The sequence below is a fragment of the Hymenobacter convexus genome, assembly GCF_030580955.1.
In the GTDB taxonomy this organism is placed as follows: Bacteria; Bacteroidota; Bacteroidia; order Cytophagales; family Hymenobacteraceae; genus Hymenobacter.
The window spans coordinates 644,631-669,933 of the sequence record NZ_JAUQON010000001.1 but is presented as its reverse complement, the minus strand read 5'-3'; the positions used below and the strand labels follow the sequence as shown (position 1 = coordinate 669,933).

Annotated in this window: 24 protein-coding genes; 10 read left to right on the top strand and 14 right to left on the bottom strand. The window is 63.0% G+C overall.

What is annotated here, in order from left to right:
- Positions 1 to 165: 165 nt before the first annotated feature.
- Positions 166 to 2,754, bottom strand: coding sequence for a M1 family metallopeptidase (locus tag Q4S41_RS02605; RefSeq protein ID WP_305029574.1), 2,589 nt, complete (start codon positions 2,752 to 2,754; stop codon positions 166 to 168).
- A gap of 97 nt (positions 2,755 to 2,851) precedes the next feature.
- Here Q4S41_RS02605 and Q4S41_RS02600 point away from each other — a divergent pair, with 97 nt between their 5' ends.
- From Q4S41_RS02600 to frr, 3 genes are all read left to right on the top strand, one after another.
- On the top strand, positions 2,852 to 3,355 hold the full coding sequence (locus Q4S41_RS02600; protein ID WP_305029573.1) for a biotin/lipoyl-containing protein: 504 nt from the start codon (positions 2,852 to 2,854) through the stop codon (positions 3,353 to 3,355).
- A gap of 42 nt (positions 3,356 to 3,397) precedes the next feature.
- Positions 3,398 to 4,192 carry a UMP kinase gene (gene pyrH / locus Q4S41_RS02595; RefSeq protein WP_305029572.1) on the top strand — a complete coding sequence of 265 codons (795 nt, stop codon included), beginning with the start codon at positions 3,398 to 3,400 and terminating at the stop codon, positions 4,190 to 4,192.
- Between the two features lie 104 nt (positions 4,193 to 4,296).
- Positions 4,297 to 4,860, top strand: coding sequence for a ribosome recycling factor (frr, locus tag Q4S41_RS02590; protein ID WP_305029571.1), 564 nt, complete (start codon positions 4,297 to 4,299; stop codon positions 4,858 to 4,860).
- A 125-nt stretch (positions 4,861 to 4,985) separates the two neighbouring features.
- Here the strand turns inward: frr and nadD are convergent, their stop codons facing one another.
- The 6 genes from nadD to Q4S41_RS02560 all read right to left on the bottom strand — a co-directional run bounded on the left by nadD (position 4,986) and on the right by Q4S41_RS02560 (position 9,274).
- The gene (gene nadD / locus Q4S41_RS02585; RefSeq protein ID WP_305029570.1) at positions 4,986 to 5,552 is read right to left on the bottom strand and encodes a nicotinate (nicotinamide) nucleotide adenylyltransferase; all 567 of its coding nucleotides are present in this window, start codon (positions 5,550 to 5,552) and stop codon (positions 4,986 to 4,988) included.
- Positions 5,549 to 6,133 carry a guanylate kinase gene (gene gmk, locus Q4S41_RS02580; protein ID WP_305029569.1) on the bottom strand — a complete coding sequence of 195 codons (585 nt, stop codon included), beginning with the start codon at positions 6,131 to 6,133 and terminating at the stop codon, positions 5,549 to 5,551. Before gmk ends, nadD begins: the two co-directional genes overlap by 4 nt.
- Before the next feature lie 29 nt (positions 6,134 to 6,162).
- The gene (locus tag Q4S41_RS02575; protein WP_305029568.1) at positions 6,163 to 6,462 is read right to left on the bottom strand and encodes a hypothetical protein; all 300 of its coding nucleotides are present in this window, start codon (positions 6,460 to 6,462) and stop codon (positions 6,163 to 6,165) included.
- 77 nt (positions 6,463 to 6,539) lie between these two features.
- Positions 6,540 to 7,184: a sigma-70 family RNA polymerase sigma factor gene (locus tag Q4S41_RS02570; RefSeq protein ID WP_305029567.1), complete on the bottom strand. Its 645-nt coding sequence runs from the start codon at positions 7,182 to 7,184 to the stop codon at positions 6,540 to 6,542.
- 291 nt (positions 7,185 to 7,475) lie between these two features.
- The gene (locus Q4S41_RS02565; RefSeq protein ID WP_305029566.1) at positions 7,476 to 8,513 is read right to left on the bottom strand and encodes a glycosyltransferase family 9 protein; all 1,038 of its coding nucleotides are present in this window, start codon (positions 8,511 to 8,513) and stop codon (positions 7,476 to 7,478) included.
- A complete protein-coding gene (locus tag Q4S41_RS02560; protein WP_305029565.1) occupies positions 8,510 to 9,274 on the bottom strand; it encodes a glycosyltransferase family 2 protein in 765 nt (254 codons plus the stop codon). The genes Q4S41_RS02565 and Q4S41_RS02560 overlap by 4 nt, the downstream gene beginning before the upstream one ends.
- Before the next feature lie 134 nt (positions 9,275 to 9,408).
- Between Q4S41_RS02560 and Q4S41_RS02555 the strand changes: the two genes are divergently transcribed.
- The 3 genes from Q4S41_RS02555 (at position 9,409) to Q4S41_RS02545 (ending at position 11,607) form a co-directional block, all read left to right on the top strand.
- Positions 9,409 to 10,602 carry a hypothetical protein gene (locus Q4S41_RS02555; RefSeq protein ID WP_305029564.1) on the top strand — a complete coding sequence of 398 codons (1,194 nt, stop codon included), beginning with the start codon at positions 9,409 to 9,411 and terminating at the stop codon, positions 10,600 to 10,602.
- 129 nt (positions 10,603 to 10,731) lie between these two features.
- A complete protein-coding gene (locus tag Q4S41_RS02550) occupies positions 10,732 to 10,962 on the top strand; it encodes a hypothetical protein (RefSeq protein WP_305029563.1) in 231 nt (76 codons plus the stop codon).
- A gap of 111 nt (positions 10,963 to 11,073) precedes the next feature.
- Complete coding sequence (locus Q4S41_RS02545) at positions 11,074 to 11,607, top strand: GNAT family N-acetyltransferase (RefSeq protein WP_305029562.1); 534 nt, start codon at positions 11,074 to 11,076, stop codon at positions 11,605 to 11,607.
- Positions 11,608 to 11,693: 86 nt separating this feature from the next.
- Here the strand turns inward: Q4S41_RS02545 and Q4S41_RS02540 are convergent, their stop codons facing one another.
- The 3 genes from Q4S41_RS02540 to Q4S41_RS02530 all read right to left on the bottom strand — a co-directional run bounded on the left by Q4S41_RS02540 (position 11,694) and on the right by Q4S41_RS02530 (position 15,744).
- Complete coding sequence (locus Q4S41_RS02540) at positions 11,694 to 13,820, bottom strand: T9SS type A sorting domain-containing protein (protein ID WP_305029561.1); 2,127 nt, start codon at positions 13,818 to 13,820, stop codon at positions 11,694 to 11,696.
- A gap of 59 nt (positions 13,821 to 13,879) precedes the next feature.
- Positions 13,880 to 14,671 carry a hypothetical protein gene (locus Q4S41_RS02535; protein WP_305029560.1) on the bottom strand — a complete coding sequence of 264 codons (792 nt, stop codon included), beginning with the start codon at positions 14,669 to 14,671 and terminating at the stop codon, positions 13,880 to 13,882.
- A 92-nt stretch (positions 14,672 to 14,763) separates the two neighbouring features.
- Positions 14,764 to 15,744, bottom strand: a complete 981-nt coding sequence (locus Q4S41_RS02530) for a glycoside hydrolase family 43 protein (protein WP_305029559.1) — start codon at positions 15,742 to 15,744, stop codon at positions 14,764 to 14,766.
- 270 nt (positions 15,745 to 16,014) lie between these two features.
- Here Q4S41_RS02530 and Q4S41_RS02525 point away from each other — a divergent pair, with 270 nt between their 5' ends.
- The gene (locus tag Q4S41_RS02525; RefSeq protein ID WP_305029558.1) at positions 16,015 to 16,818 is read left to right on the top strand and encodes a S1/P1 nuclease; all 804 of its coding nucleotides are present in this window, start codon (positions 16,015 to 16,017) and stop codon (positions 16,816 to 16,818) included.
- A gap of 193 nt (positions 16,819 to 17,011) precedes the next feature.
- The gene (locus Q4S41_RS02520) at positions 17,012 to 18,688 is read left to right on the top strand and encodes an SBBP repeat-containing protein (RefSeq protein ID WP_305029557.1); all 1,677 of its coding nucleotides are present in this window, start codon (positions 17,012 to 17,014) and stop codon (positions 18,686 to 18,688) included.
- Between the two features lie 43 nt (positions 18,689 to 18,731).
- Here Q4S41_RS02520 and Q4S41_RS02515 read toward each other — a convergent pair whose 3' ends face one another.
- Together Q4S41_RS02515 and Q4S41_RS02510 are read right to left on the bottom strand one after the other, a co-directional pair.
- The gene (locus Q4S41_RS02515; protein WP_305029556.1) at positions 18,732 to 19,772 is read right to left on the bottom strand and encodes a DUF1259 domain-containing protein; all 1,041 of its coding nucleotides are present in this window, start codon (positions 19,770 to 19,772) and stop codon (positions 18,732 to 18,734) included.
- Positions 19,773 to 19,853: 81 nt separating this feature from the next.
- A complete protein-coding gene (locus tag Q4S41_RS02510; RefSeq protein WP_305029555.1) occupies positions 19,854 to 21,344 on the bottom strand; it encodes an amidase in 1,491 nt (496 codons plus the stop codon).
- 145 nt (positions 21,345 to 21,489) lie between these two features.
- Here Q4S41_RS02510 and Q4S41_RS02505 point away from each other — a divergent pair, with 145 nt between their 5' ends.
- On the top strand, positions 21,490 to 21,870 hold the full coding sequence (locus Q4S41_RS02505) for a glyoxalase superfamily protein (RefSeq protein ID WP_305029554.1): 381 nt from the start codon (positions 21,490 to 21,492) through the stop codon (positions 21,868 to 21,870).
- A 145-nt stretch (positions 21,871 to 22,015) separates the two neighbouring features.
- Here the strand turns inward: Q4S41_RS02505 and Q4S41_RS02500 are convergent, their stop codons facing one another.
- On the bottom strand, positions 22,016 to 23,587 hold the full coding sequence (locus Q4S41_RS02500) for a pectate lyase family protein (protein ID WP_305029553.1): 1,572 nt from the start codon (positions 23,585 to 23,587) through the stop codon (positions 22,016 to 22,018).
- A 216-nt stretch (positions 23,588 to 23,803) separates the two neighbouring features.
- Here Q4S41_RS02500 and Q4S41_RS02495 point away from each other — a divergent pair, with 216 nt between their 5' ends.
- Positions 23,804 to 24,280, top strand: a complete 477-nt coding sequence (locus Q4S41_RS02495) for a carboxypeptidase-like regulatory domain-containing protein (protein WP_305029552.1) — start codon at positions 23,804 to 23,806, stop codon at positions 24,278 to 24,280.
- A gap of 153 nt (positions 24,281 to 24,433) precedes the next feature.
- Here the strand turns inward: Q4S41_RS02495 and Q4S41_RS02490 are convergent, their stop codons facing one another.
- A complete protein-coding gene (locus Q4S41_RS02490) occupies positions 24,434 to 25,216 on the bottom strand; it encodes a rhamnogalacturonan acetylesterase (protein ID WP_305029551.1) in 783 nt (260 codons plus the stop codon).
- Between the last annotated feature and the right edge of the window lie 87 nt (positions 25,217 to 25,303).

Sequence of the window (25,303 nt, the reverse complement as noted above, 5' to 3'; positions counted from 1 at the left end):
GGTGCTTCTCGGCCGATTGCCGAGAGGCGTTTCCCCTTTGATTTCCTGACTGCTGAACCAGTAGTGTTTCGTAAGGAGCTGCAAAATTAGAGGTTTTCTGACACAAGGCAAGTGTTCGGGCAAAAAAAGGTTGTTCTTTTTTCCGGCGAATATCGGAACTTGCTTTTACATAAGGTTATAAAATGCTTTGAGCCGGTCGTCTGTTTCCTTCTCGCGGATGTTTTGGAGTGTGGCTTTCAGGTTGGGCATGGATGGCAGCAGCAAAGCGAGGCCGTGGTAGGCGCCCAGGCGGATTTCGTAGCGCGGGGCGTTGCGGGCATAATCTTCTAAGATTTTGAGGCCTTTGTCGCGCTCCACAGGCGGGATGTGCGTCATGAGTGTGCCGAAGGACTGGAAGTAGGCGTAGAGGTCGGCATCGGTCACGTCGGGCAGGCGGCGCAGGAACCATTGGTACTGGTCGAGGCCGCCGTTGAGGGCATAGTAGTCGGCGATGGCGACGATGAGCGGGCTACTGGTGGTGTTGTCGATGGCGGCGACTTGCTGGCGGGTGCTGGGCTCGGGCTTCTTGGCGAGTACTTTAATGGCGGCGGCGGCAACCAGGGCGGAGCTGTCGGCGATGGCGGCGCCGTAGATGGGGCCGTAACTGCCGTCGGGGAAGGTGGCGAGGGTGACGATGGCTTGGGCGCGGACGCGCGAGTTGCGGTCGGTGGTGGCGAGGCGCTGGATGTCTTTGCGCATGCCTTCGGGCTCGGGGCCGCGGTAGCGGCGGAGGTGGTCGAGGGCGAGGCGGCGCACTTGCCAGAACTTGTCGTTCATGGCGTTGCGCAGGAGGCTGCTCACGGCGAGGTCAGCGGTTTTGTTTTGCAGCAACTCCATTACCTCGGATTTCTGCTGGTAGGTTTTGGCGTGATAGAATTGAAAGACCAGTTCATCCTGGCTGCGGTCTTCGTCGATTTGGGCTAAGAGTTGGTTTTCGCTGTCGAATTTGACCAGAACTGGCTTCTGGCCGGCGGGCAGCGTGAAGGTCTGGTCAGCTTTGGTGACGGTGATGCGGTGCTCGGTGGGCTGGTTGCCGTTGGTCCAGACGGCGACGCTGACGGGCAGGCGGTAGACGGGCTGGAACAGCGTATCCTGGGTTTGCTGCACGCGCAGGGCCACCTGGCCGTTGGCATAGCTGTGGGTAATGTGTAGCTCCGGGTGGCCGCGCTGCATAAACCACTGATTGAAAAACCAGGTCAGGTCCTCACCAGTGGTTTCTTCGAAAGCGGTGCGCAGCTTGGAGATTTCGACGGCCGTCAGCTTGTTCTCATTGAGGTAGCGGCCTAGTGAAGTGAAGAAGGCGTCGTCGCCCACATACTTGCGGAGCATGTGGAGCACGCGGCCACCTTTGTCGTAGGAGTGGCGGTCGAACATGTCCTCGCGGTTGTTGTAGCGGTAGCGGATGAGGGGCTCGCGCTTAGCGGTGGCTTCTTCGAGGTAGTTGTTGAGCTTGATTTCTTGCACGAAGCTGGCTTCGTCGGCGCCGTATTTATATTCGGCCCAGAGGTATTCGGAATAGTCGGCGAAGGACTCGTTCAGGGGCAAGTTGCTCCAGCTTTCGCAGGTCACGTAGTCGCCGAACCAGTGGTGGAACAACTCGTGGGCGATGACCGTCTCGGCCGTCTGGTAGTTGGCGTCGAGCAGCTCGCGCTTGGTGGCCTGGATGGTGCTGCCGTGGGTAGTGGCGGTGGTGTTTTCCATGGCGCCGCTCACGTAGTCGCGCACGGCCACCTGGGCGTATTTGTCCCAGGGGTATTCCACGCCTAGCTTTTTGGAGAAGAAGTCCAGCATTTCGGGCGTGTGGCCGAAAATGGCGCGGGCAGTGCCGGCGTACTGCGGCTCCACGTAATAGTCGACGGGCTTGCCGTGCCAGGAGTCGTTCACTACCGCGAAGTCGCCCACTATCATGGTGGCGAGGTAGGGGGCGTGGGGTTGCGTGAGCTTCCAAGTGTCGGTGCGGGTGCCGTCGGCATTGGCGCGGGAGGAAGTCAGGGTGCCGTTGGAAAGCGTTTTGAACTGCTTTTCCACCGTCAGGCTGATTTCCTGGGTCATGCGCTGGTTGGGCTTATCGATGGTCGGGAACCAGCAGGAACTGGCTTCCGTCTCGCCCTGGGTCCAGATTTGGCGGGGCTTGTTCTTCTCGGTGCCCAGTGGGTTGATGAAGTACAGTCCTTTGTCCGACGTAATGGCAGCCGAGCCGCCTTGCGGCAGCTCGTTGGGCTTGGCCACGTACACGATGCGCAGCTGGTAGGGCGTGCTGCGCGGGTATGGATGGTCGAGGGCAATGACGAGCTTGCGGCGGTTGTAATTGTATGTGAGGCTGCGGTTCTTTTTCTCCCCTACCAGCTCAATCTTTTGCACATCGAAGCCCTTGGCATCGAGCACCACTTCCGATTGCGGGTAGAAATGCGAGCGCAGCGTGAGGATGGCCGTGCCCAGCAGATACTGCTTTTTGTAGTCGAAGCGCACGTCGAGCTTCGTATCCAGTACATCAGTGAGAATGGTGGCTGCGGGCTGCAGCGGCGCCTCGGCGGGCAGCCACGAGGGCACGACCAAGCCGGCCGGTGCGGGCGCCGGGTTAGCCGCAGGCGCCGCCTTTTTGTGCACCAGCGCCTTGGGCGCGGGCTTGGTTCCCCGCGGCTTCGTTACCTGAGCGGCTGCCAGCAGGTGCACAAACAATAGCAGGCTGGTAAGGCCCGGAACCAGATACTTCATGCCGACAAGAACGGGCGAAAAACGCGTCAATTTCTGAATTAATTTGAGATTTGGGCTACCTTTAACCCCAGCTTTCCTCCCACCCTATTCGCTTCAGATGTTTCAAATCAGCACCGGCCCCGGTCAACTTTGGGAAGTTGACTACCGCGCCGCCGACACGGTTACGCTCAACAACGAGCCTTTTGCCTGGGACCTAGTGGATTTGGGCGAAGGCCGCTTTCATGTATTGCACGAAGGTCGCTCCTACAGCGCCGAAGTTGTATCGGCTGATTACACGACGAAAAGCATCGCACTTAAAATCAACGGCCAGCGCGTGGAGCTTAATGCCAAAGACCGGTTCGACCTGCTGCTCGAACGCCTTGGCATGAGCAACGCCGCCGCCGTTAAAGTAAACGAGCTGAAAGCCCCCATGCCCGGTCTTATCGTAGACATTCGGGTGGTGCCGGGCCAGGCCGTGCTCAAAGGCGACCCGCTGCTGGTGCTGGAAGCCATGAAAATGGAAAATATCCTGAAAGCGCCCGCCGACGGCACCGTGGGCTCCATCAAAATAAACCTGCGCGACAACGTGCAGAAAGGCCAGGTGCTGGTGCAGTTCGCTTAGCCCGCCTTTATTCATTCGTTCGACATTCTCAACCCCTCCGACTTGAAATACAACCGCATCCTCCTCAAGCTCAGCGGCGAAGCGCTGATGGGCCAGCAGCAGTACGGCATCGACGCCGAGCGGCTGATGCAGTACGCCTCCGAAATCAAGGCCGTGGCCGCTACCGGCGTGCAGGTGGCCGTGGTCATTGGCGGCGGCAATATTTACCGCGGCGTGGAAGCCGAAGCCTTCGGCCTCGACCGCGTGCAGGGCGACTACATGGGCATGCTGGCCACGGTTATCAACTCGATGGCCCTGCAAAGCGCCCTTGAGAAGCTGGAAGTGAGCACGCGCCTGCTCTCCGGCCTCACCATTCAGCGGGTGTGCGAGCCATACATCCGCCGCCGCGCCGTGCGCCACCTGGAAAAGGGCCGCGTGGTGATTTTCGGGGCCGGCATCGGCTCGCCGTACTTCACGACGGATTCGGCCGCTTCGCTACGCGCTATTGAGATTGAAGCCGATGTGGTGCTGAAAGGCACCCGCGTGGACGGCATCTACACGGCCGACCCGGAGAAGGACCCCACGGCCACGCGCTTCGACCAAATCACATTTGACGAGGTGCTGAGCAAGAACCTGAACGTGATGGACATGACGGCCTTTACGCTCTGCAAGGAAAATAACCTGCCCATCATCGTGTTCGACATGAACACGCAAGGCAATCTGGAGCGTTTGCTGAACGGCGAAGCCATGGGCACCTTGGTAAACGACGGCGGCAAACGCGATGGCCGCAAGCCACTGCTAGACCCTAAGAAAAGCCTGCTCCAACCGCTGGTAGGCAACCAACCGGAACAAGCCTAATTTTTAGTTGTCAGTTGCTTGTTATCCGTTGTTAGTTTGTATTGAAAAACTAACTGATAGCAAAGCCTGACAACGGACAACTATCAACTGACAACTTACTTAAAATGGACGAAGAAATTCAGTTTTACCTCGATGACTTGGTAGAATCGATGGGCAAAGCCCTGGCCCACGTGAACGTGGAAATGAGCCGTATCCGGGCCGGCAAGGCCTCGCCGGCCATGCTCGACGGCATCCGGGTGGACTACTATGGAACGCCCACGCCCATTGGCCAGATTGCAAACATCTCGACGCCTGACGCCCGCTCGCTGTTCATCAAGCCCTGGGAGAAAAACATGATTAGCGAGGTAACCAAGGCCATTCGGAACAGCGACCTGGGCCTGAGCCCCGTTTCGGATGCTGAAGGCGTGCGCCTCAACATCCCGGCCATGACCGAGGAGCGCCGCCGTGACCTGGTGAAGCAGGCCAAAAACGAATCGGAAACCGGCAAAGTACGCGTGCGCGCCATCCGTAAGGATGTGAACGAGGCGCTGCGCAAGCTCCTGAAAGAAGGCGCTTCGGAAGATGCCATAAAAGTGGCGGAAGAGAAAGTGCAGAAAACCACCGACACCTACATTGCCGAAGTGGAAAAGGCCCTTAGTAAAAAGGAGTCGGAGATTATGACCATCTGATTTGGTCGTTTGTCTTCTGCGTAAAAGCCCGGCGAATTATCGTCGGGCTTTTTCGTAGGTAATATTTGTAGGTACTATTTCCCGCAGTGTTCGCAGTGGAAAATGCAGTGACTCGCAGTGCTGTTCTATTTCAGCAATACGGCTTCGACGGCGGCGGGCACCAGGTAGCGGATGGATTTACCGGCACGCAGGCTTTCGCGGATGTAGGTGGCCGAGATGTCGAGCAAAGGCGCGGTCATTATCTGCACGCGGGGGAAGGCGGACAGGTCGGGCGCCTGGGTGCCGGGGCGGGGGTACACGTAGATATCAACCTCGGCCAGCAGGCGCTGGGCTTCCTGCCAGCGGGGCAGGCCGGGCAGGTTGTCGGAGCCCATCAGGAGCACGAAATCGTGCTGCGGGTGCTGCTGGCGCAGGGCATCAAGCGTGGCGATGGTGTAACTGGGGCGCGGCAGGCCGAACTCGATGGACTCGGCGCGCAGGCGCGGGTTGCCGGCCAGGGCCAGTTCGACCATGTGCAGGCGCTGGGTATCGGGCAGCAGGTCGGCGGCCTGCTTGAAGGGATTGTGGGGCGTGACGACGAGCCAGACTTCGGCCAAATCGGTGCGCGTGGCGAAGTGCTCGGCTAGGATAAGGTGGCCGATGTGGATAGGGTTGAACGAGCCGAAGAGCAGGCCTATTCGCCGGCCACTCATACCACGGCGGGTTCGGCGCTGATGAAATCGCGCACGAGCTTCTCGGCCTGGTCGGTGGCATCGTCGAGGTTGTCGTTGACGACGGTTACGTCGAACCGGTCTTCGAATGCTAACTCAAACCTGGCCTTGTACACCCGCGAGGAAATGCTGGATTGCGAATCGGTAGCACGGGCCTGCAGGCGCTGCTCCAGGACTTCGATGGACGGCGGGCGGACGAAAATGGCCAGCGCGCGGTCCTTGTAGAATTCCTTGATGCTGAGGCCACCTTTCACGTCCACATCGAGGATGGCGTGCTTGCCGCTCTCCCAGATGCGCTCGATTTCTGACTTGAGCGTGCCGTAGAAGGCCCCCTCGTAGACTTCCTCCCACTCCACAAATTCGTCGTGCCGAATTTTGTCCTGGAATTCATCTGCCGTGATGAAATAGTAGTCCTTGCCATTCTCCTCGGCCCGGCCGCGACGGTCGCGCGTACAGGCCGAAATGGAAAAACTCAGGGCCGGCACCCGCTCCATGAGCCGGTGCACAATGGTGGTTTTGCCCGCGCCCGAGGGCGCCGAAAACACAATGATTTTGCCTTGCATCGCGCAAAGCTAAGCCGTATAGCCCGTTATTAGGCCATTACGGCGCCCACACGCGCCAAAATGGAGTTGTGCAGGGTGGCGGGCGTCGACGGAGTGGGCACACGCTGCTTCAGGAAAGAGATGAAGATGCGCTGCTTCTCGATGTCGTCGAAGCAAGGCGAGCAGTCGTTCGCATGGTCGATGAGGTAGTCCTCCTCTTCCATCGTCAGGGGCTGGCCTTCGATGAGTTGGTCAAGTACAGTATTCACGCGTTCACAGTCGGGGCCGTTGTCAGGGGTAGCAGCAACGGGGGCCGACGTATTGGTTTTAGTAGTAGCGGATGGGTTCATAATTGAAACGGCTGCGAAAGGAGTGAATGCCAACGAAATGCGAGCGAATCGCCAACTGCGTGCTCTTGTCGGGGAGGTTAATTATTTTCGGCGTCGGTTAGTTCCGTTTCGTCATCAATTGCATCATTGCCATATCCCATTGATTGGGCGTATTTCTCCAGCTTATCCTTGAGGAAATTGCGGGCCCGGTGCAGGCGCGAACGCACCGTACCAATCGGAATATCAAGCACTTTGGCCATTTCCTCGTAGGTAAAGCCTTCGAGGTCGCAGAGGATGATGACGGTGCGAAAATCGACCGGCAAAGAATTTAGGGCACTGGCCACTTCGTCGCCAATCAGGTCGCGGGCCGACTGCTGGCGCATGTCGGACGAGGAGGCGCCGATTTCGCCCTCGGCCTCGACGTCGTCGGGGTTGTAATAGCCCTCAATCTCGCTGTAATCGACCTTGGCGGGCTGCTTGCTTTTCTTGCGGAAGTCGTTGATGAACGAATTCTTGAGAATGCGAAAAAGCCACGCCTTGGCGTTGGTGCCGGGCTCGAAATACTCGAAAAAGCGGTACGCCTTCAGGTAAGTTTCCTGCACGAGGTCGTTGGCATCGTCCTCGTCGAGGGTGAGCCGGTAGGCAAAGTTGTAGAGCGGGTCGAGCACGGGCATGAGCTCGGCCTGAAAGCGGCGGTCTTTTTCCTCTTTGCTCAGTTTAACCCGTTCGGGAGAATCGCTCATACAGGTGGGCGGGGGAAATTGCAGGTCGAAACCTACGAAAGAATAGGTGATTAGGACAAATTCGGCGGTAGCAGCAACTCGGAGCAAGGGGGTGGCCAAGTTGCTTTCCGCCAATGCGAAGCTACCCACCAAAGCACGTTATCGCGTGTTAAAAACACCTTAAAACGCACCAGACGGTGGGCCAAGCTTCGTCCGATGTACGGATTGCGGCGCCCGCTAGGTTGCAAAGCGGCCCGTAACTAACAAACTAACTGGATGAATCGGCCCGACTATATCGACAGATAGCAGCAATTATTCGGTCGGCAACGGCTGCCAAGCTGCTACCCGGGCCGCTACCGCGGCCGCCTCGATGGCCCGGATGCAGGTGCAGGTGGCGGGATGCTGGCGGCAGTCTTCGCAGTTGGGCTTGTCGAACACCATAAACTCCGCATGTGGTCCCAGCGGCGCCCAACGGCCCGGGTGCATGGGCCGGATGGGCGGGTAGAGGCCCAGCGCGTGGCAGCCCAGCGCGGCGGCCAAGTGGAGCGGCCCGGTGCTGCCCGCAACCAAGCCATCGGCGGCAGCAATGAAGGAAATGAACTGCGGCAGGCTGAGCTGGCCGGTGAGGTCGGCCGTGAGGAAAGCCGCGTTTTGCCGAAGCCAGTCGGCCAGCTCCTCCCCTTCCGCCGCCGTGCCGGTGACGAAGACGCGGTGGCCGGCCTGGTGCAGCAGCTGGGCGAGGCGGGCAAAATTGTCGAGGCCCCACTCCCGGGCGCTGCCCCGGCTGCGCGGGTGCAGGATGACGTTGAGCTGGCCGGGCTGCCGCTGCTGGAGTGACTGCTGAAATTTAGCGGATAAGGGCTCGGCGGCTTGCAGGCGCACAAGTTGGGCTACTTCGCTCAAAGGCGGCGTCTTGGAGAAACCCAGCGGCTGAAGCAGCTTCAGGTTCAGTTGGGATTCGTGCAGGGGCGAGTGGCGGCGGCTGAGGGCCACCAGCCGGTTGCAGGTCAGCCAGTGCTGCCAGCGGTTGCGCGTGCCGATGCGGACGGGAATGCGGGCCTTCTGGGCGAGGCGGGCCAGCGTTTTGTTCGGGAAGATGTGAATGATGGCCTCGGCACCGTAGTGGCGCAGGGCGGTTACCTGCTCCGGCTCGGGCAGCTTCAGCAACTCATCCATGTTTAGGAAATCATCCACCCACGGGCAGGCAGCCGCTACCGGCGCGGTGTAGGTGCGGCCGATGAGCACCACCCGGCAGCCGGGAAACAGCTGCTTGAGTTGCCCGGCCACGGGCAGGGTCAGCACCACGTCGCCGATGGCATCGGTGCGGGAGATGAGGAAAGTACGGCTCATGCTTCGGCGTTTTCCGTGCGGGTTTTCAGCTTCGCGAATTTTAGGAACACGCCCCAGGCCGAGATGCCGGCGATGCACAGGCCGGCGAAGCCATCGAGCACGCCCAGCCGGAATACGTAGCCGTGCACGAATTTCCAGAGCGGCTTGAGCAGCAGGTGAAACAGGCCGACCCGGGTTTTGCCGCGCAGGGCCAGTTCCTGAGCGGTAATGCTAGTGAACTTGTTGAGCTGGCTGACGTGCTGCGCGATGCTGTGGTAGCTGTAGTGCAGGGCGTCACCGGCGAGTTGTCCCGTTGTTTGGCCGAAGTCAACTTCGAATTTTTCGTGTAGGAGCAGGCCGGTCCAGCGGCCCAGGCGGCGGTCGTAGAGGCGCAGCTTGCGGTCGGGGTACCAGCCGCCGTGGCGCACCCAGTGGCCGCAGTAGTTGGTGAGGCGGGCGAGGCTGTAGGCGGCGTGCTGCCAGCTTTGCTTAGCGGCACGGATGGACTGGCGCAGCTCCTCGGTCAGCACTTCGTCGGCGTCGAGCTGGAGGACGTGGTCGAACCGGGCCTGGCTGGTGGCGTAGTTTTTCTGCTCCACGTAGCCGGCGAAGGCGTGCTGGACGACGCGGGCGCCGTGCTGCCGACAGATTTCGACGGTGGCATCAGTGGAGAAAGAGTCGACCACCAGCACGTCGTCGGCCACGTCGGCCAGCGCCTCAAGGCAGCGGGCGATGTTGACTTCTTCGTTGAAGGTGATGATGACGACGGAAAGGGAAACCACGCGGGAAAAGCCGGTTAAGCGCCGGGCTAACAGCAAAGGTAAGGGGCCCATGCCCGGGTGTATCGGCCCTGGTGTACCTTGAACGGCTTTCTTACCAAAGCACGGCTTCCACTTCCTCCTTCAACGCGTCCCCTATGCTTCCCTGGCAGGAAACCTACACCCGCGAGTACCGCACCGCCAAAGGCTACCGCATCCTCATTTATGTGCTGATGCCCCCGCTGATACTTGTGTTTCTGGCGCTGCCCTTTCTGCTGATGCGGGGCAAAAATCCGTTTCCGGCCGGCATTATCGGCTTTGGGGTACTGGGGGTGGGCCTGGCCGGTTTCTTTGTTTACGGGCTGATTGAAACGGTGAAGGGCCGCGTCATCATCGGGGCGCGGGAGGTGAGCCAGGTAGGCGCGTTCAACACCAAAACGCTGGCCCTATCGGAAATCGCCGGCTACCGGGTCGAAGGCAAATACACCCGTATTTACCCCACCGAAGCGTACCTGCCAACTTTCAAAATCGGCGATACGACCGAGCGCTATGCCGAACTGCAGCAATGGCTGGCGGCCCGCTACCCCGACCTCGACCAAGTGGACACCGAGCGAGCCACTGCTGCCATCCTGGCCGATGATGAACTGGGCCCCACCCCCGAGGCACGCGCCGCAGCCTTGACCCGGGCCGTGGCCGTGGCCCGCACCCTCAACATTGCCGGGGGTGCGGCCGGGGCGTGGGCCATTGCCTATGCCCATCCCTACGAATGGGCGGTTGGCGCGTGTTTGCTGGTGCCGGTGCTGGCGGCAGTGGCGCTGTGGCTGCTGCCGCGCACGCTGCGCATCGATGAAAAGCGCAACAGCGGCCACCCGGCCGTTTTAATCGCCGTGCTGGTACCCTGTTTGGGCCTGCTGATTCGGGCGTTGTTCGATTATGAACTGGTGAGCCATGCGCCGCTGTGGCCGCGGGTAGGCACGGCCGCCACAGGGGCCGCCCTTGTCCTGGCCATCGGCAGCCGGAAATTCCTGTTTCGGGCCGGGTCGATGGTTAGCGTGGGGCTGCATATTGGGGTGCTGGCCGTGCTGTATGGCTATGGGGCCACGTCCACCCTCAACGCGGTGTACGACCCGGCGGAAGCCGTCTTGTTCACGCCGCAAGTAGTGGGCAAGCACTACAATTCGGGCAAGCAAAACACGTATTACCTCAAGCTGAGCCCCTGGGGCCCGGTGGCCACCACCGAAGACGTGACCGTTAGCAAGGCCATTTACCAGCAGACTGTGGAAGGGCAAAAAATCACCGTTGCGCTGCGGCCGGGGCGCCTAGGGGTGCCGTGGTTTGCGGTGGTAGAATAAGGGCCGGAGTTGCACGGTTGGCTCCCGGGCCCAACGGTGGCCTGATATTCCTCGTAGGGCAGGCTGCAATTCTTCGTGCTGCAAGCCGCACTCCGTGCGTAACTTGCGCCCGCATTCGTTTCCCCACACATGAAAAAAACGCTCCTCCCCGGCCTGCTGGCCGCTGCCCTGCTGTCGTTCACGCTGCCGTCCTGCGGTCCTTCGGCCACGGAGGGTGACGACGATATTGCCACCACCACGCTGCCGCCCCTGCCCGCCGCGCCCGACACCACCAAAGGTGCCAAGCAGCCCGAGCAGTTCCGCGAGCTGAACTCGGTTAATGCCACCGAAGACATCAAAAAGATGCAGCCCCAGATGTAATCTGGTCATTTGCTGCTACCGAATGAGCAATGAATGATGCCGGCTCCGGCGTTTTTCATTGCTCATTTTTGTTGCCGGCTGCTTTTCGTTTCACTCTTTGCCTTTTGCTCCTTGGCTACTGACAACTACAACCTCCGCCGCGGCGTCGAAGCCGATTTGCCCCAGGTGCTGGGCCTGATTCATGAACTGGCGCTGTACGAGCGTGCTCCCGAAGCCGTGACCAATACGCTGGCCGCTATGCAGCGCGACGGTTTTGGGCCGGCGCCCATTTTCGGGTTTTTCGTGCTCGAAAACGAAGCCGCCGAAATCATCGGCCTTGCCCTGTTCTACACCGCTTACTCCACCTGGAAGGGCCGGATGCTGTATTTGGAAGATTTGGTGGTGACGGAAACGGCGCGGCGCGGCGGCCTGGGCCGGCTGCTGTTCGATGCCGTGGTGGCCGAGGCCCGCGCCACCGGCGCCGTGCGCCTGAAGTGGCAAGTGCTGAACTGGAACGAGCCCGCCATCGGCTTCTACCAGAAGCTGGGCGCCACCATCGAGCAAGACTGGTTCAACGGCAACCTCGATGAGGCGCAGCTGGCCAGCTACGCCGTGTCGCCGACGGCCGATGCCGCGGCCGCGCCGGTGCTAGGCCGGAATTTGTAGGCTCGCATAAATAGCGAAAGGCCGTCATGCTGAGCGCAGCCGAAGCATGACGGCCTTTTTTGTGCGAATGCACCTATGCAAACGGCTTAATACCGCACAAACTTGCGGCTGCCGGTTTTGCCCTGCGCATCCTGCCAGCGCAGGCAGTAGAGGCCCGGAATCAGGTTGGTGAGGCTGAGGGGCACCACGTTGAGGCCGGTGGTGAGGGTGACGGAGGTGGTGCGCAGGCGGCGGCCCAGCCGGTCGTAGATGCGGAAAACCACCGCGCCGTCGGCAGCGGTGGGGTATTGCAGGCGCAGGACGTCGCCCGTCACGGGGTTGGGGAAGATGGAGGCCGTGGCACTGGCGCCCTCGGAAGTGATGAGGGCAGGCGCCACGTTATCGAGCGTGCCGTCGGGGCGTAGCAGGCGGAGGCGGTAATAGTGCAGGCCGCCGGGGGTTTGGGCATCCACGTACTGGTATTGGGCGGCGGGCGGACGCGGGACGATGGTGGCCAGCCGCATCCAAGCCAGGGTGTCGCCGCTGAGACTGCGCTCCACCACGAAACTGCTCAAGTAGCATTCGTCGCGGGTGGCCCAGGTGAGCGTGGTGCCTGTGCCGGCGGCATACTGCGCCGCAAAGCCGATGAGCGGCGCGGGCAGCAGCGCCGGGCCGCCGCACCCGAGCTGACGGAAACTGCGCCCCCGCAGCACCTGCCGCCCACCGGCCACGTCGCTGAGGCTGTTGAGGGCGCGGGTGTTCTGGCCGCGGGCCACGGCGTAGTGCATCACGGCGCCGGGCAGGATGAGATGGTTGAGCTGCTGGGCATGGCCCAATTCGTGCACGGCCACCGATTCAAAATCGACCTGGCCCAGGCTGCCAACGGCCAGTGCGGGCCCGAATTGAAACGTGGCCCCATCATCAAACTGCATGTCAATTTCCTTCACCCAGAATACTACCTCCCCGCTGGGTGCGTAGCAGCCGCGGTAATAGCTGGTGGTGCGGCCCAGCACCAGGGCCGGCAGCTCGGGGCCGGCGTCGAAGGCCACCACACTTTGGCCGTCGTCGGCAATGGTGTTGGTGGCGTTGGCGGCAGCCACGTCCCAGTTCATGCCCGTTTGGCAGCGCCAGGTGGCCAAGGCCCGCTGCCAGGCTGCCGCCGCACCGGCCCCGAAATTGGGGCCGAAGCGGAAGCTGATACCGCCGGAGGTGTTGAGGGCAATGTGGTTGGGGCGCTGTAGCAGGGTGCCGTCGGTGCTTTCCACGTTGGTGAGGGCGTAGATGATGGTGACGGCGCTGGCACTTTCCACCACCGACTGGTCGGCGGCCGTGACGCGGATGGTGCCCGAGCCGGCCGGGTGGCCGTTGCTGGCGGGCGAGCCGCCATTGGCGGCCGAGGGCACCCGCACTTCGATGCGGTTATTGGTCCAGCTCAGGTAATCGCCGTCGCGGGCTTTCACACGGGTGGTACCGCCGTCGTCGGCGTTGCGGAAATCGACAAAGCCCGTGCCCCGGCTGCTGCCAAATCCGTCGCCGACGATGGTGAGCACCGCGCCCGCGCCTGCCGGCAGGCTCTGGGGCGAGAAACTGCTGATGGTGACCGCCGTGGTGCGCCGAACCGGAGTGGCCGCGGCCAGCGCCAGGGCCGGGTTAGCATGCAGCAACTGGCGGGGCTGACCGGTGAGGCTGGTAATTTCCTTAAAAAAAACCGCATCCAGGGCCGGATAGCGGCGAAATGGCTCGGCGGCGGTGCGCTCGGTGGTGTTGAATTCGATGAAGCCCTGCTGGCTGGCGTAGGGCGTGTAGGCGGCGCCGGCGGGCAGGCCGGGCCAGGGCGCGGGCGTCAGGAAAAAAACGCCCTGCTGGCCGGGCGCCAGCGCCAGCGTGTTGGTGAGCACCTGCTGGTCGAGCCCGAGACGGCCGCCTTCGGTGACGAGCACGAGGCCGGTGGTATCGGCCACCTGGCCCTTCAGCAGCGAAAACACCCGCAGCCGGTGCCGCGTGAACAGGAGCGTGTGGCTGGCGTTCCAGAACCCCTGGGCATCGAGCACCTGGGCCTCAATCACCAAAGCAGCCTGCCGGGCGCGCTGGGCAGGCTCGATGGGCGCCATGAGGCAGTGCAACTCCGGCGCAGATGCCTGAGCCCGGGCCGCCCCAAAACTGGCGGCCAGCAGGGCCAGCGCCGGGGCCAGGCGGCGGCTCAAAACACGAAAAAACGGTAACGAAATCAGCATAAGCGAAGCAGAGAAGCGAGGGCAACCAAGATACGGCAAACCCGTGGCGCCGGGCTCTTTTAACTGCCGCGTCGGGCCGGGGCCGGGTCGGGCGCCGGGTGCCGGGTTTGCCGGTGCCGGCGCCAGTCGCGCCAAATGGCACCCACAAAAACGTTGAGCCGGTAGCTGAAGTACATGCCGTCGAAATCGTCTTTGTAATCAACCTCGAACACCGACTTGCGGTAGCCCACGCTGCCGCTCACGCCTACCCAGCGCGTGGGCTTGAGCAGCACGCTCAGCCCTGCTTCCACGGGCACGAACAGGCCGTAGGACTCGGTGGTGACGCGGCCGTTCTGGTCGGTTTCGGTATAGTGGCTGCGGCCCAGGCCCGCTTCCAGCGGAAAGCTGATTTCCAGCCAGCGGCGCGGCGCGAATACGTAGCTGATGTTGGGCGTGAGGTAGGTAAGGCTGAGCTGGGGGGTGAGCACATCGGCTATTTTTTTGGTGCGCTTGCCGTTTTTGTACTGGTAGGTATAGAGGTTGGCGTAGTCGCGGCTCAGGGTGTAGGCGCCCAGGCCCAGGCGCCAGCGGTGGCCGGGCAGCACCACGCCCGCATTCAGCCCGATGATGCTCACGGCCGACGAGTGCAGAAACGACTCGCGGTTGTCGAGCGAAAACACGAAGCCCACCCGGCGCGGGGCCGGCGCGGGCGGCGGGCAGGGCGGGCCGTCGGCTACGGCCACCGAATCGTGAGGCGGCGCGGGGGCTGGCTGCTGGGCCGCCACCGGGCTGGCCAGAACCAGCCCCAGCAAGAAGCCCCACCAACGGCAACGGCTTGGGAAATAGTTAAAATAAGGGTAGAGAAGACTCATGCACTCAAAGCTAAACGCGGCCCGACGGGTACCAGCACTGAAAACGCCCAACTCCCGCCCACGCTCTACAGACAGCCGCCAGCGCCCCGGGTTTAGCCCGCAGCGGGCGCGGGCTGCGGCAGCCAGGAAGGCGAGCCGCCGGCCACCACGGGCCAGCCGTCGGGGGTATAGGTGAGGCGGTCGAGGAGCAGCACGCGGCGCGAGTAGCCCTCCGAGTCGTCGATGGCGTCGAAGGTGGGCTGGCGCGGGTCGATGGCGTGGCAGGCCAGCCAGTCGTGGCCGGCGGCATCGGTCACCACGCAGTTGTGGCCGGGCGCGCGCCAGTGGGCGTTGGCGGCCAGCAGGGCGGCGTGGGGGTTGGCCGTGGCGGCGGCATGGGTTTCGAAGGGGCCGGTGGCGTGGCGAGCGCGGGCCACCAGCACGGCGTAGTGGGCGTGCGGCCCGCAGCAGTTATCGCCCGAAAAAAAGAGGTAGTACCAACCCTCGTGGTAGTGAACCCAGGCGCCTTCGATGAGGCGGTGGTAGTCGTCGGGGTCGTCGCTCCCGCTGGGGTGCACCACGGCCTGCGCCACACTGCCGGGCCGGAAGCCGAGCCGGTCGTCGGCCAGCTCGCGCACCCAGATGGGCCCGAAGCCCGAGCCCCAGTACAGCAGCCGCTGCCCGGTGGCGGGGTCGTCGTAGGCCATGGGGTCGATGCAGGTGAAGCCAGGGCCGGGCAGCATGGGCTGGCCGCAGTCTACAAACGGGCCGGCGGGCGCGTCGGCCACGGCCACGGCCAGGCTGAAGTAGTCGGCACCGTCGGGGCGGGTGGAATAGTAGAGGTAGTAGCGGCCGCTGTGCTCGCTCACGTGCGGTGCCCATATTTTCTGGCTCTGACGGGCCCAATCGGGCTTTTCGGGCAAGCCTTCGCCCAGGTATTCCCAATGAACCAAGTCCCGTGAGCGGGCCACCTGCAGGTTGATGATGACGCCGGCCCGCTTGGTTTGGGTGCCGTAGGCGTAGTACCAGCCATCGGTGGCGCGGATGATGGTGGGGTCGGGAAAATTATCGTCGATGATGGGGTTTTGGTACATGAGCAGCGGAGGCAGGGAGATGAGGAGGCAGGAAACCAAAGAACGTCATGTCGAGCTTGCCGAGACATCTCGCGTGCCGAAGTAATCAAATCGAAAGAATTACTACCGCACGCGAGATGTCTCGGCTGCGCTCGACATGACGTTCTTTCCTTCTTATTCATTTCACATCTGTAGCTCCTCAACACTTTCGGAGGAGGTGCCGGCGCCTGTTAGCTTTGCGGTTTGGCCCGGCGCGCTGCGGGGCTGCTCCATCCTCACTTCAACTCTCTGATGTTCCGAAAACTCGTTGCGCTCCTCCTACTTTCCTGCGCCCCCTACAGCCTGCTGGCCTGGGGCGTACTTGGCCACCGGGCCGTGGCGCGCATTGCCGAAAACCACCTTTCCAGCACCGCCAAGCGCGAAGTGGCCCGCATTCTGGGCCGCGAAACAATGCCGCTGGTGAGCACCTGGGCCGATGAACTGCGCAACGACCCGCAGTTTAAGGACACGGCGCCCTGGCACTACGTGAACGTGCCCACCGGCCTCGACTATACGGCCTTCACCACTCAGCTCAAGGCCACGCTGCAGCCCGCCCCGGCCCTGCCCACCAACGCCTACGCTGCCCTGCTGCAAATGCGCCAGGACCTGAAAGACCCCAAGAAAACCGCCGACGAAAAGCGCATTGCCCTAAAATTCCTGATTCATCTGGTGGGCGATGTGCACCAGCCCCTGCACCTGGGCCACCTCGAAGACAAGGGCGGCAACAGCATCATGGTGAACTGGCGCGGGCGCGACACCAACCTGCACAGCATCTGGGACGGCGACCTGGTGGAATACCCCGGCTTCACCTTCACCGAAATGACGGCCGCCTATGACCACGCCTCCCCCGCCCAAATCAAGGACTGGCAGAAAAGCGACCCCACGGCCTGGCTCTTCGAGTCGTACCAGCTGTGCCCGCCGGCCTATGCCGCCGCCAGCACCAACCCCAAGTTCGACTGGCACTTCTACCCCACTTTCGGCCCCACCGTGGAAGACCAGATTCTCAAAGCCGGCATCCGCCTGGCCGGCATGCTGAACGAGGTGTTCGACAAGTAGCCGGCCGCCGATGGCCGTTTGGAAGCCCGTTGGGGTGCGTTCGCCGCATGCCGACGGGCTTTTTTCGGGCCAGCGAAACCGGCACGGCGCACGGCCGGCCACCACAGCGCGGCAAACCGCCAACGGGTGCGCCGCAATTCCGCAGCCATCCATATCTTCACGCTTAGGTCCACTTATCCCCCTTTCTTCTGCTATGAAGCGACTATTACCTCTGGCCTGCGGGCTAATTGGGTTGCTGACCCTGTTCCTCGCCACGCCCGTCCGGGCCCAGGTTCCGGGCTTCGACTGGGCCGTGGGCGGCGACGCGCCTACCACCTACGAACAGCAGGTTCAAAACACCGGCGTTGCCACCGATGCAGCCGGCAATTCCTACGTGACGGGCATTTTCCGCAACACGCTCAAGCTGGGCAGCACCATGCTCACCGCCGTGGGCGACTACGACATTTACGTGGCCTCCCTCGACGCGAAGGGCCACTACCGCTGGGCCGTGCAGGCCGGGGGCAACGGCTGGGACATTAGCAAAGCAGTGGCCCTCGATGCCAGCGGCAACGTGTACATCACCGGCTACCTGGAAAGCAACGACATCCGCTTTGGCGCGCTGGCCGTGGCCAACCCCGTCTTCGCTAACGGCAGCACGCCTGTGTTTGTAGCTAAGCTCAGCCCCACCGGCACCTGGCTGCGCGTGACCACGGCCACCAACCCCAGCGCACGCTTTTTATACATGCTGGGCACGGCCCTGGCCGTGGATGGGCCGGGCAATGTGTACATCACGGGCGGTTTCAACGGAAACCCGCAGTTTGGCAACACGTCCCTGGAATCCTACGGTTACGGCGTGTTTGTGGCCAAGCTCAACACCGCCGGCACCTGGGACTGGGCGGTGCGCGGCGGCGGTGCGGCCTACGATTTCGGCCAGGGCATTGCCCTCGATGGCAGCGGCAACGCCTACGTCACGGGCTTTTTTGAAGCAAGCCAGGCCACTTTCGGCTCCATTCAACTGCCCAACGCCACCCGTTCCAAGGACCTGTTTGTGGCCAAGCTCGATGCATCCGGCCGGTGGCTTTGGGCTACCCACGCCGGCACCGCCAACACGGCCACCGGCAACGGCATTGCCGTCGATGCGGCCGGCAACGCCTACATCACCGGCGCGGTAGCGGGCAGTGTGGCCCGACTCGGGGCCATTGCAGTGCCCAAAAACGACGACAGCTACGACTTGCTGGTGGCCAGCCTCAGCCCGGCCGGGGCCTGGCAATGGGCCGTGCGCGGCGGCAGCCCCAGCGACGACTTCGGCCGCGGCATCGTGCGCAGCGCCGACGGGCACCTGACGGTGGCCGGCAGCGTGTCCGGCTCCGTGGCCACCTTCGGTGCCTTGCCGCCCCAGCCGGTGGCCGGCGGCACCGATGTAGCCGTGGCGCAACTCGATGCCACCGGCGCCTGGCGCTGGGCCCTGTGCGGCGGCGGCCCCGGCGGCGACTACAGCGCAGCCATTGCCCAGGCCCCGGGTGGCGATGTGCGCATCACCGGCACGTTCGAAGGCCCCACCTTGCAGCTGGGCACCGCCACGCTGCCCGGCGGCACCAAGTACTACAGCTATTATGCCGACCAGGGCTTCGTGACCAGTGTGGCCGACTTGGCGCGCCGCTCTCCCAACGATTCCGACCTCACCCTGTGGCCCAACCCCAGCCGCGGCACCGTGTGGGCCACGGGCTTGCCGGCCGGCCAGCCCGTACAGGTTTTCGACGCCGTGGGCCGCCTAGTAGCCGCCGATGCCCGCCCCACCTACGAAGCCGCCGGCCTAGTGCTGCCCGCGCTCCGGGCCGGGGTCTACATCGTGCGCTGCGGCGAGCAAGCCCGGCGCCTGGTGCTGGAATAAGGAATAAGCGGCTGATAGCGCCCCGCTTTTACTCCCTCACCATTCAGTGCTTCATGCCGGGCATGGCACTCGCTGCCGGGTGGCCCAGTTGGTCGAGCGCAGCACGAAACCCGCGGGCCAGTTCGGCAGCGGGGCCCCGGCCGTAATAGTGCAGAAACATCATGCGCGGCGTGTCACCCAGCATGTGGTTGTGCACGGCCACCACTTCGAGCTGGTGGGCGCGGAGGGTTTTGATGACGGGATTGACCTCGTGCTCCAGCATGGCAATGTCGCCGGCCACGTGGGCGGCGGCCTGCGTACCGGCAAACGCCGCCCACGAATTCAGGCCGATGGCGGCGGTCATCTCCGTGCCCATCATCAGCGACTGCACGTCGGCTCGGCCCACGGTGTACTTATAAGTGGGGCCGTTCACCACACCGGGGTAGTGCACAATGGCATCGAGGGCGGGCAGGTCGAACAGCTCCTTGCCGGTGGGTGGGCCGGCGGCGGGCGTGGCGCTGTTGCCCGCTTGCGCGGCAGGCGGGGCGCTGGGCTGGGGCTGGTTGGCGGGTAGCAGCTTCGAGTCTTTGAGCGTGGCGGCGAATTTCCGGGCCAGCTCGGCTGGCGCGCCCATGCCCATGATGTGCATGTAGAACACACGCGGCTCTTCATAGAAAAAGTGGTTGTGAATGGCCCCGATTTCAAGTCCATTGGCCAGGGCCGCCGAAATCAGCGGGTTCACTTCTTCCTGTAGCAGCACGGTGTCGCTCATCAGCATGGCCGACTTGCCATCGAGGGTGCGCTTAATGGCCACCCACCCCCCGAAGCCGAAGGAAATAGGCACAGCCTCGCCCCTGATGGTCACCTTGAGGTCGTTGCGCGGCAGGGCCACGAGGTGAGTGGCTTCGGCCTCTTTGTAGCTGCCCTTTTTGCCCAGCGCGGCATCAATCGCCGCCTGGTCGGCGGGGCTGAGGGCGGGCGTTTGGCCGGCGGGTGGCGGCAGGTGATGCGGCGCGCCGGCGGCCGGGCTGCTCAGCAGCGCGGTGGTGCCCAGCAGGGCGGCCGCCCGCAGGGCTTCGCGGCGGGAAATAGCAGATGAGGGCATGAGCAAGCGGAGTTAGGTTGCAGGACCAAAAGGTAGCTATTTTCCCCAAGCCGGGCCACTCGCCAACTCCCAGCGTCCGAGCTATAACATCGGACGCTTCCCAAACCACGGCCGCGCCTGCTCCAGCTGGCCGGCCAGTTGAAACAGCATGTCCTCGGCCCCCAGCTTCGCGATGAACTGCACGCCGCAGGGTAGCCCCTCGGCCGTCCAGTGCAGGGGCACCGACATGGCGGGCTGGCCCGTGAGGTTGGCCACCTGGGTGTAGGGCGTTTTTTCGAGGCTTTGCTCGGCCAGCTTTTCCACCAGGCCCGAGCGGCGGATGAGGCCGCCCAGCCCGAAGGTGTTCACCAGCTTCAGCAGCTTTTGCTCCAGCGGCTTGGGCTGCAGCTCGCCGATGCGCACGGGCGGCGTGGCCAGGGTGGGCGTCAGGAGCAGGTCGTATGTTTGGTGGAAGCGGCCCATGCGGCGGGCGCTGTCGTTCCAGCTGTGGCGGGCGGCGGCAAAGTCGGCGGCGGTGTAGGTACGGCCCAGCAGGCCCAGCAGCCAGGTGGTGGGCTCCACGTCGGCGGGCCGGGCGGGCCGGCCTAGGTGCCTGGCCAGCACCGCAATGCTGGCCCCGGTTTCGCCAAAATACAGCATCAGAAACGCCGACGCCACGGCGCGGCCATCGAAAGGCAGTGGCACTTCCTCCACCTCATGCCCCAGGCTTTCGAGCAGGTTCGCCGCATCGCGCACGGCCGTGGCGCACTCCGGGTGCAACGCGCTGCCCAACGGGTGGCCCAGGCTGAAGGCAATGCGCAGCCGGCCGGGCGGCCGGCCCACTTCTTCCAGATACGGTCGGACCGGATTGGGCAGGAAATACGGCGCGCCCGCATCCGGCCCGCAGGTGGCATCCAGCATGGCCGCGCTGTCGCGCACCGAGCGGCTGAGGACGTGCTCCACGGCGGCGCCCTGCCACTTTTCGCCCTGCTCGGGGCCGGTGGGCACGCGCCCCCGGCTTGGCTTCAGCCCAAACAGCCCGCAGCACGCCGCCGGAATCCGAATGGAGCCGCCCCCGTCGCCGGCCCCGGCCACCGGCACGATGCCCGCCGCCACGGCCGCCGCCGCCCCGCCGCTGCTGCCGCCGGGCGTGTGGCCCAGGTGCCAGGGGTTGCGGGTAGGGCCGTGTAGTAGGGGTTCGGTCACGCCCATGAGGGCAAATTCGGGCGTGTTGGTTTTGCCCAGGATGTTGAGGCCCGCCGCCTGCCAGCGGCGAACCAGCTCGGCGTCTTCCTTCGGCACGAAGCCGCGCAGGGCCCGGCTGCCCGAGGTGTGCGGCGCCCCGGCATACTGCGCCCCAAAATCTTTCAGCAGAAACGGCACCCCGCCAAACGGCCCGGCCGGCAGCCCAGCCCCTGCCCGCGCCTGCGCGGCCGCATACAGCGGGTGCACCACGGCATTGAGGCGCGGGTTCACGGTTTCGGCGCGGGCAATGGCGGCGGCGCAGAGGTCGGCGGCGGTGAGTTGGCCGCCGCGCACGAGCCCGGCCATGGCCAGCCCGTCGAGCTGGTCGTATTCGGCGAAAGATATCATGGCGCTAAATGTAGCCCGTGGGCATCAAGCAGCGGCTTTTGGGCATTAAATCAACCGCTTGGTTGCCGAAAGCCCTCATTATTGTTTACCTTACCGTGATTTAACAGCACTATACTCAGAGGCATTCCTCCGCTATTGTTCCCGTATGTTTCTGCACGCTTATATGGTGACCCCGGTTTTCACTATTTCCGATTATGCGAAAGCTATTGACTTCTACATCAACTGGCTGGGCTTTCGAATCGACTGGGAAGAAGTGCGCGACAAGAAGCCGGTCTACGTGCAGGTATCACGCCGCGAGGTCATCCTCCACCTCAACGCCCTGCCCGACGACGTGCCCGCCGGCGCCAAGGCCCGGGCCGAGATGCAGGGCCTCCTCGCCTTCCACCGCCAGCTGCTGAGCAAAAACCTCCCCCTCCATCCCACCCTCCAGCCCGCTTACTGGAGCGACCGGGTGCTGGAAATGGAAGTAACCGACCCCTTCGGCAACCGCATTGTGTTTTGTGAATTCGCCACGCTGCCCGCGTGAAGGAAACAAGGAAAGCCCGAGAGCAACCAGAACGTTATGCTGAGCGCAGCCGAAGCATCTCTACTGCGTGGAGTAATTAATTACTTGCCCGGTAGAGATGCTTCGGCTGCGCTCAGCATGACGTTCTTGCGTTGTTTGCTGTAGGTTACCTTTTCGCTTTCGCCGCAGCGGGCACGGGCACGGGCACCGGCGTCCATTTCTTCGCGGCCTTGGGCGCTGCGGGCACGCTGGCTTTTGCCACCGCCGGCACGAGGCTGTTCAGATAATTCTCCAGGTTCGGGTAGCCATTGGCGGCAGCTAAGGCGCGGTCAGCGGCGTTTTGGGGGTTGAGGCCGTGGGCTTTTTCCCAGGCATCGGGCATGCCGTCGTGGTCGGCATCGGCCGGGGCGGGAGCCGATTTCAGCGCCGGCCACGCGCGCTGGCTCACGCTGTAGGGCGTGCCGTGGGGGTAGTGGCCCTGCACGTCGATGATAGTGCCCGTGCCCGTGCGCACCTCCCGAATGATGCGCTGGTCCAGTGTGTCGCGCACGGGCCGGGTGGCACCCACGCCTTGTAGCACGGCTTCGTAGGCGGCTTTGGCGGGCTGCGGGGCGAAGGGGCCCAAGGCAAAGGGCTTGGTGACTTTCGCCTGTGCGGTGTCGGCGGCGGTGCCGCCGTTCATCACCACGCCGCGCCAGTTGTGGGCCGTCACGGCGGGGGCGCCGTCCACGTAGTTGCCGGCCAAGTAGAACTTGCCGTAGGGCAGGCGGCCCTTTTCCTTGTCGATTTTATACGGATTCAACACCTGGGCTTTCACCTTGGGATTGGTGCTAGGGCCCGGCTTGTAGTAGTTGTTCACGATGTTGTAGTTGCCGCCCTCGCCGGCATACACGTTGTTTTCGCCCCAGTTGTAGATGACGTTGTTGCTGAAATCGCAGTTTTCGAAGCCCGCCGGGTGAGTATAGCGGCTGCCGTTGAAGCGCGGCGTGCGGTTTTTGCAGTGCGCAAACAGGTTGTGGTGAAACGAAGCGTGCTGCCCGCCCCAGATGCCCCCGAAGCCGTGCCGCTCAAAATCGGTATCGCCCTTCTCGTAGTGGTAGGAATAGTTCAGCGGCTCGGCCATGATGTTCCACTGCAGCGTGGTACTGTCGCCTTCGTACACGCTCAAGGCCTCGTCGGTGCTCCAGCTCATCGAGCAGTGGTCGATGATGAGGTGGTTGTTGCGCAGGCCGCCGAAGGCATCGTCGCCGCCGGCGCCGTCCACGAAGCCCTGATTCTGGTTTTTGTCGCCCATCCGAAACCGAATGAAGCGCACAATGACATTATTCGCCTTCACCGACACCGGGAAATCGGCCAGGCAAATGCCGTCGCCGGGCGCCGTCTGGCCCGCAAGAGTGGTGTTGGCCTTGCTGATGGTGAGCGGCGAAACCAGGTGAATAGTGCCCGACACCCGAAACACAATGGTGCGCGCCGGGGCTTTGGCCTCGTTCAACTGCACGGCGTAGCGCAGGCTGCCGGGTTTGCCGTCATCAAGCAGATTGGTGACTTCCAGCACCGTCGTCGGTTGCGTCGCCGTGCCCCGTCCGCCCGTGGTGAAACGCCCCGCGCCCTCGGCCCCCGGAAAGGCCAGCAGGCCCTGCGCGCGGCCCGGCCCGGCCGCCAGCAGGCTCAGCCCCAACGCCCCTACTGCACGCCGGGAAACCGCCGCTGAAAAAAATTCTTTGAAAAAGGATAGCATGTTATCGATTTTAAGTTGCAACTTAGATGTTTGGCAGTGAATAACGCGTGAAAACCGCTGCTGCTACCGAATAAAAACCGCGCCAGGCTAACGCCATCGATTGCGTGAATTCTGGCTTGGCAGGGCAACTTCCTTTAGGTAGTTGCGTGTTAAGGAATTGCCAGTTCCACCCGGTCTCAGCTGGCAAGTCCGCATTCCTCTCTTAACCCGTTTGCTATGCGCCTTTTTTTCCTCTTTTTAGCAGTGGCAGCCGTTGGCGGAACACATTCGGCCGCGGCCCAGCAAGCCGATTCACGGAGCACCGCTCCGGGCAATTCGCCCGAGCGCATCGCCCTCTCAGCCCGGCCCGAGCGCACGGCTCCTGCTCGCCCGCGTCTGGCCTGCGCCCCGCTCATGGGCACCGTTTACGACCCCAACGGCAAGCCGCTGCTTGGCGCTACCCTGCTCATCAAAGGCACCCACGAAACCTACGTAACAGACTCCGAAGGCCGCTTCCAGCTCACCGACCCGGTGTATGAAGGCCAGATTCTGGACGTGCAGGCAGCGGGCTACGGCCTCATCGAAGTGCCGCTCGACGACTGCACCCTGCCGCGCCTGGTACTGGCGCCCCTGCCCGGGGCCAAGTTCAAGCAGCACGGCAAAAAGGAGGGCCAGGTTATCCGCCTCAACCACCGCAGCACGGTGCTCAAGTAGCGTTGTGGGTGTGGGTGTTGATTGGATTTGAAATTAAGAAACGTCATGCTGAGCGCAGCCGAAGCATCTCTACCGCGGGAGTAAATAATTACTACAGCGGTAGAGATGCCTCGGCTGCGCTCAGCATGACGTTCTGCTAATAACCAGTCGAGCCTACCGCGCCTGCGGGTCTACCGTCTTGGCGGCGGAGCGCTGCACGATGCGGTTGGCCAGCTCCAGCTTGAGGGTGCGAATATCAGCCAGCACGATTTGAGCCATTTTGCGGGCGCCCAGCTCGTTGAAATGGGTGTTATCTTCCTTGCCGTCGGGGTAGTTGGGGTGCTCGCCGGGAGCGAGCTGGTTGAAGAGCAGGCGGGAATTTTCGACGCCCATCTGCTGGAGCAGTGCCTGGCTTTCGCGGTCGAGGTCGATGAGGGGCACTTTTTGCTCGGCAGCCGTGACGCGCACAATTTCGGAGTATATGTTGTGCGTGCCCTCCACTTTGCCGGCCGCATCGAACTTGCGGCGCGCCACGGGCGTGATGAGCACCGGCAGCGCCTTTTGGGCCCGGGTTTCGGTGACGTAGCGGACGAGGTTGGCCTTGAATTCGGCTTCGGTGGTATAGGTTTTCTTGGTGGGCACCTCGTCGTTGTGCCCGAACTGGATGAAGACGTAGTCGCCGGGCTTCAGGGCTTTAGCCACGGGCTGCCAGCGGTTTTCGGCCAGGAAGCTTTTGGTGCTGCGGCCGTTCTGGGCGCGGTTGTCGACGGTCACGGTTTCGTCAAAAAAGTTGACAAAAGGCATGCCCCAGCCCGTTTCGGGGTAGTTTTTCACCTCTTTGATGGACATGGTGGAATCGCCGATTAGGTAGACGGTGATTTTGCCCGGCGCCGGCGCGAAGGCGCTCAGCAGCAACAAACTCAGCCCAATGGCACTGGCAAACAAGCGGTTTATCATAAAAGCAGAAGTGTGGCGATTGAACAGGGGGAAGTTGGGGCTAATTTCTGGTAATCCGGCTTATTTCGGGCGAGCAGGCGGGTAATT

Bases quoted from the DNA above. Each gene is read 5' to 3' on its own strand.
- Q4S41_RS02605 (WP_305029574.1), bottom strand. From the start codon at position 2,754: ATGAAGTATCTGGTTCCGGGCCTTACCAGCCTGCTATTGTTTGTGCAC.
- Q4S41_RS02600 (WP_305029573.1), top strand. From the start codon at position 2,852: ATGTTTCAAATCAGCACCGGCCCCGGTCAACTTTGGGAAGTTGACTAC.
- frr (WP_305029571.1), top strand. From the start codon at position 4,297: ATGGACGAAGAAATTCAGTTTTACCTCGATGACTTGGTAGAATCGATG.
- nadD (WP_305029570.1), bottom strand. From the start codon at position 5,552: ATGAGTGGCCGGCGAATAGGCCTGCTCTTCGGCTCGTTCAACCCTATC.
- gmk (WP_305029569.1), bottom strand. From the start codon at position 6,133: ATGCAAGGCAAAATCATTGTGTTTTCGGCGCCCTCGGGCGCGGGCAAA.
- Q4S41_RS02575 (WP_305029568.1), bottom strand. From the start codon at position 6,462: ATGAACCCATCCGCTACTACTAAAACCAATACGTCGGCCCCCGTTGCT.
- Q4S41_RS02570 (WP_305029567.1), bottom strand. From the start codon at position 7,184: ATGAGCGATTCTCCCGAACGGGTTAAACTGAGCAAAGAGGAAAAAGAC.
- Q4S41_RS02565 (WP_305029566.1), bottom strand. From the start codon at position 8,513: ATGAGCCGTACTTTCCTCATCTCCCGCACCGATGCCATCGGCGACGTG.
- Q4S41_RS02555 (WP_305029564.1), top strand. From the start codon at position 9,409: ATGCTTCCCTGGCAGGAAACCTACACCCGCGAGTACCGCACCGCCAAA.
- Q4S41_RS02550 (WP_305029563.1), top strand. From the start codon at position 10,732: ATGAAAAAAACGCTCCTCCCCGGCCTGCTGGCCGCTGCCCTGCTGTCG.
- Q4S41_RS02540 (WP_305029561.1), bottom strand. From the start codon at position 13,820: ATGCTGATTTCGTTACCGTTTTTTCGTGTTTTGAGCCGCCGCCTGGCC.
- Q4S41_RS02535 (WP_305029560.1), bottom strand. From the start codon at position 14,671: ATGAGTCTTCTCTACCCTTATTTTAACTATTTCCCAAGCCGTTGCCGT.
- Q4S41_RS02530 (WP_305029559.1), bottom strand. From the start codon at position 15,744: ATGTACCAAAACCCCATCATCGACGATAATTTTCCCGACCCCACCATC.
- Q4S41_RS02525 (WP_305029558.1), top strand. From the start codon at position 16,015: ATGTTCCGAAAACTCGTTGCGCTCCTCCTACTTTCCTGCGCCCCCTAC.
- Q4S41_RS02520 (WP_305029557.1), top strand. From the start codon at position 17,012: ATGAAGCGACTATTACCTCTGGCCTGCGGGCTAATTGGGTTGCTGACC.
- Q4S41_RS02515 (WP_305029556.1), bottom strand. From the start codon at position 19,772: ATGCCCTCATCTGCTATTTCCCGCCGCGAAGCCCTGCGGGCGGCCGCC.
- Q4S41_RS02510 (WP_305029555.1), bottom strand. From the start codon at position 21,344: ATGATATCTTTCGCCGAATACGACCAGCTCGACGGGCTGGCCATGGCC.
- Q4S41_RS02505 (WP_305029554.1), top strand. From the start codon at position 21,490: ATGTTTCTGCACGCTTATATGGTGACCCCGGTTTTCACTATTTCCGAT.
- Q4S41_RS02500 (WP_305029553.1), bottom strand. From the start codon at position 23,587: ATGCTATCCTTTTTCAAAGAATTTTTTTCAGCGGCGGTTTCCCGGCGT.
- Q4S41_RS02495 (WP_305029552.1), top strand. From the start codon at position 23,804: ATGCGCCTTTTTTTCCTCTTTTTAGCAGTGGCAGCCGTTGGCGGAACA.
- Q4S41_RS02490 (WP_305029551.1), bottom strand. From the start codon at position 25,216: ATGATAAACCGCTTGTTTGCCAGTGCCATTGGGCTGAGTTTGTTGCTG.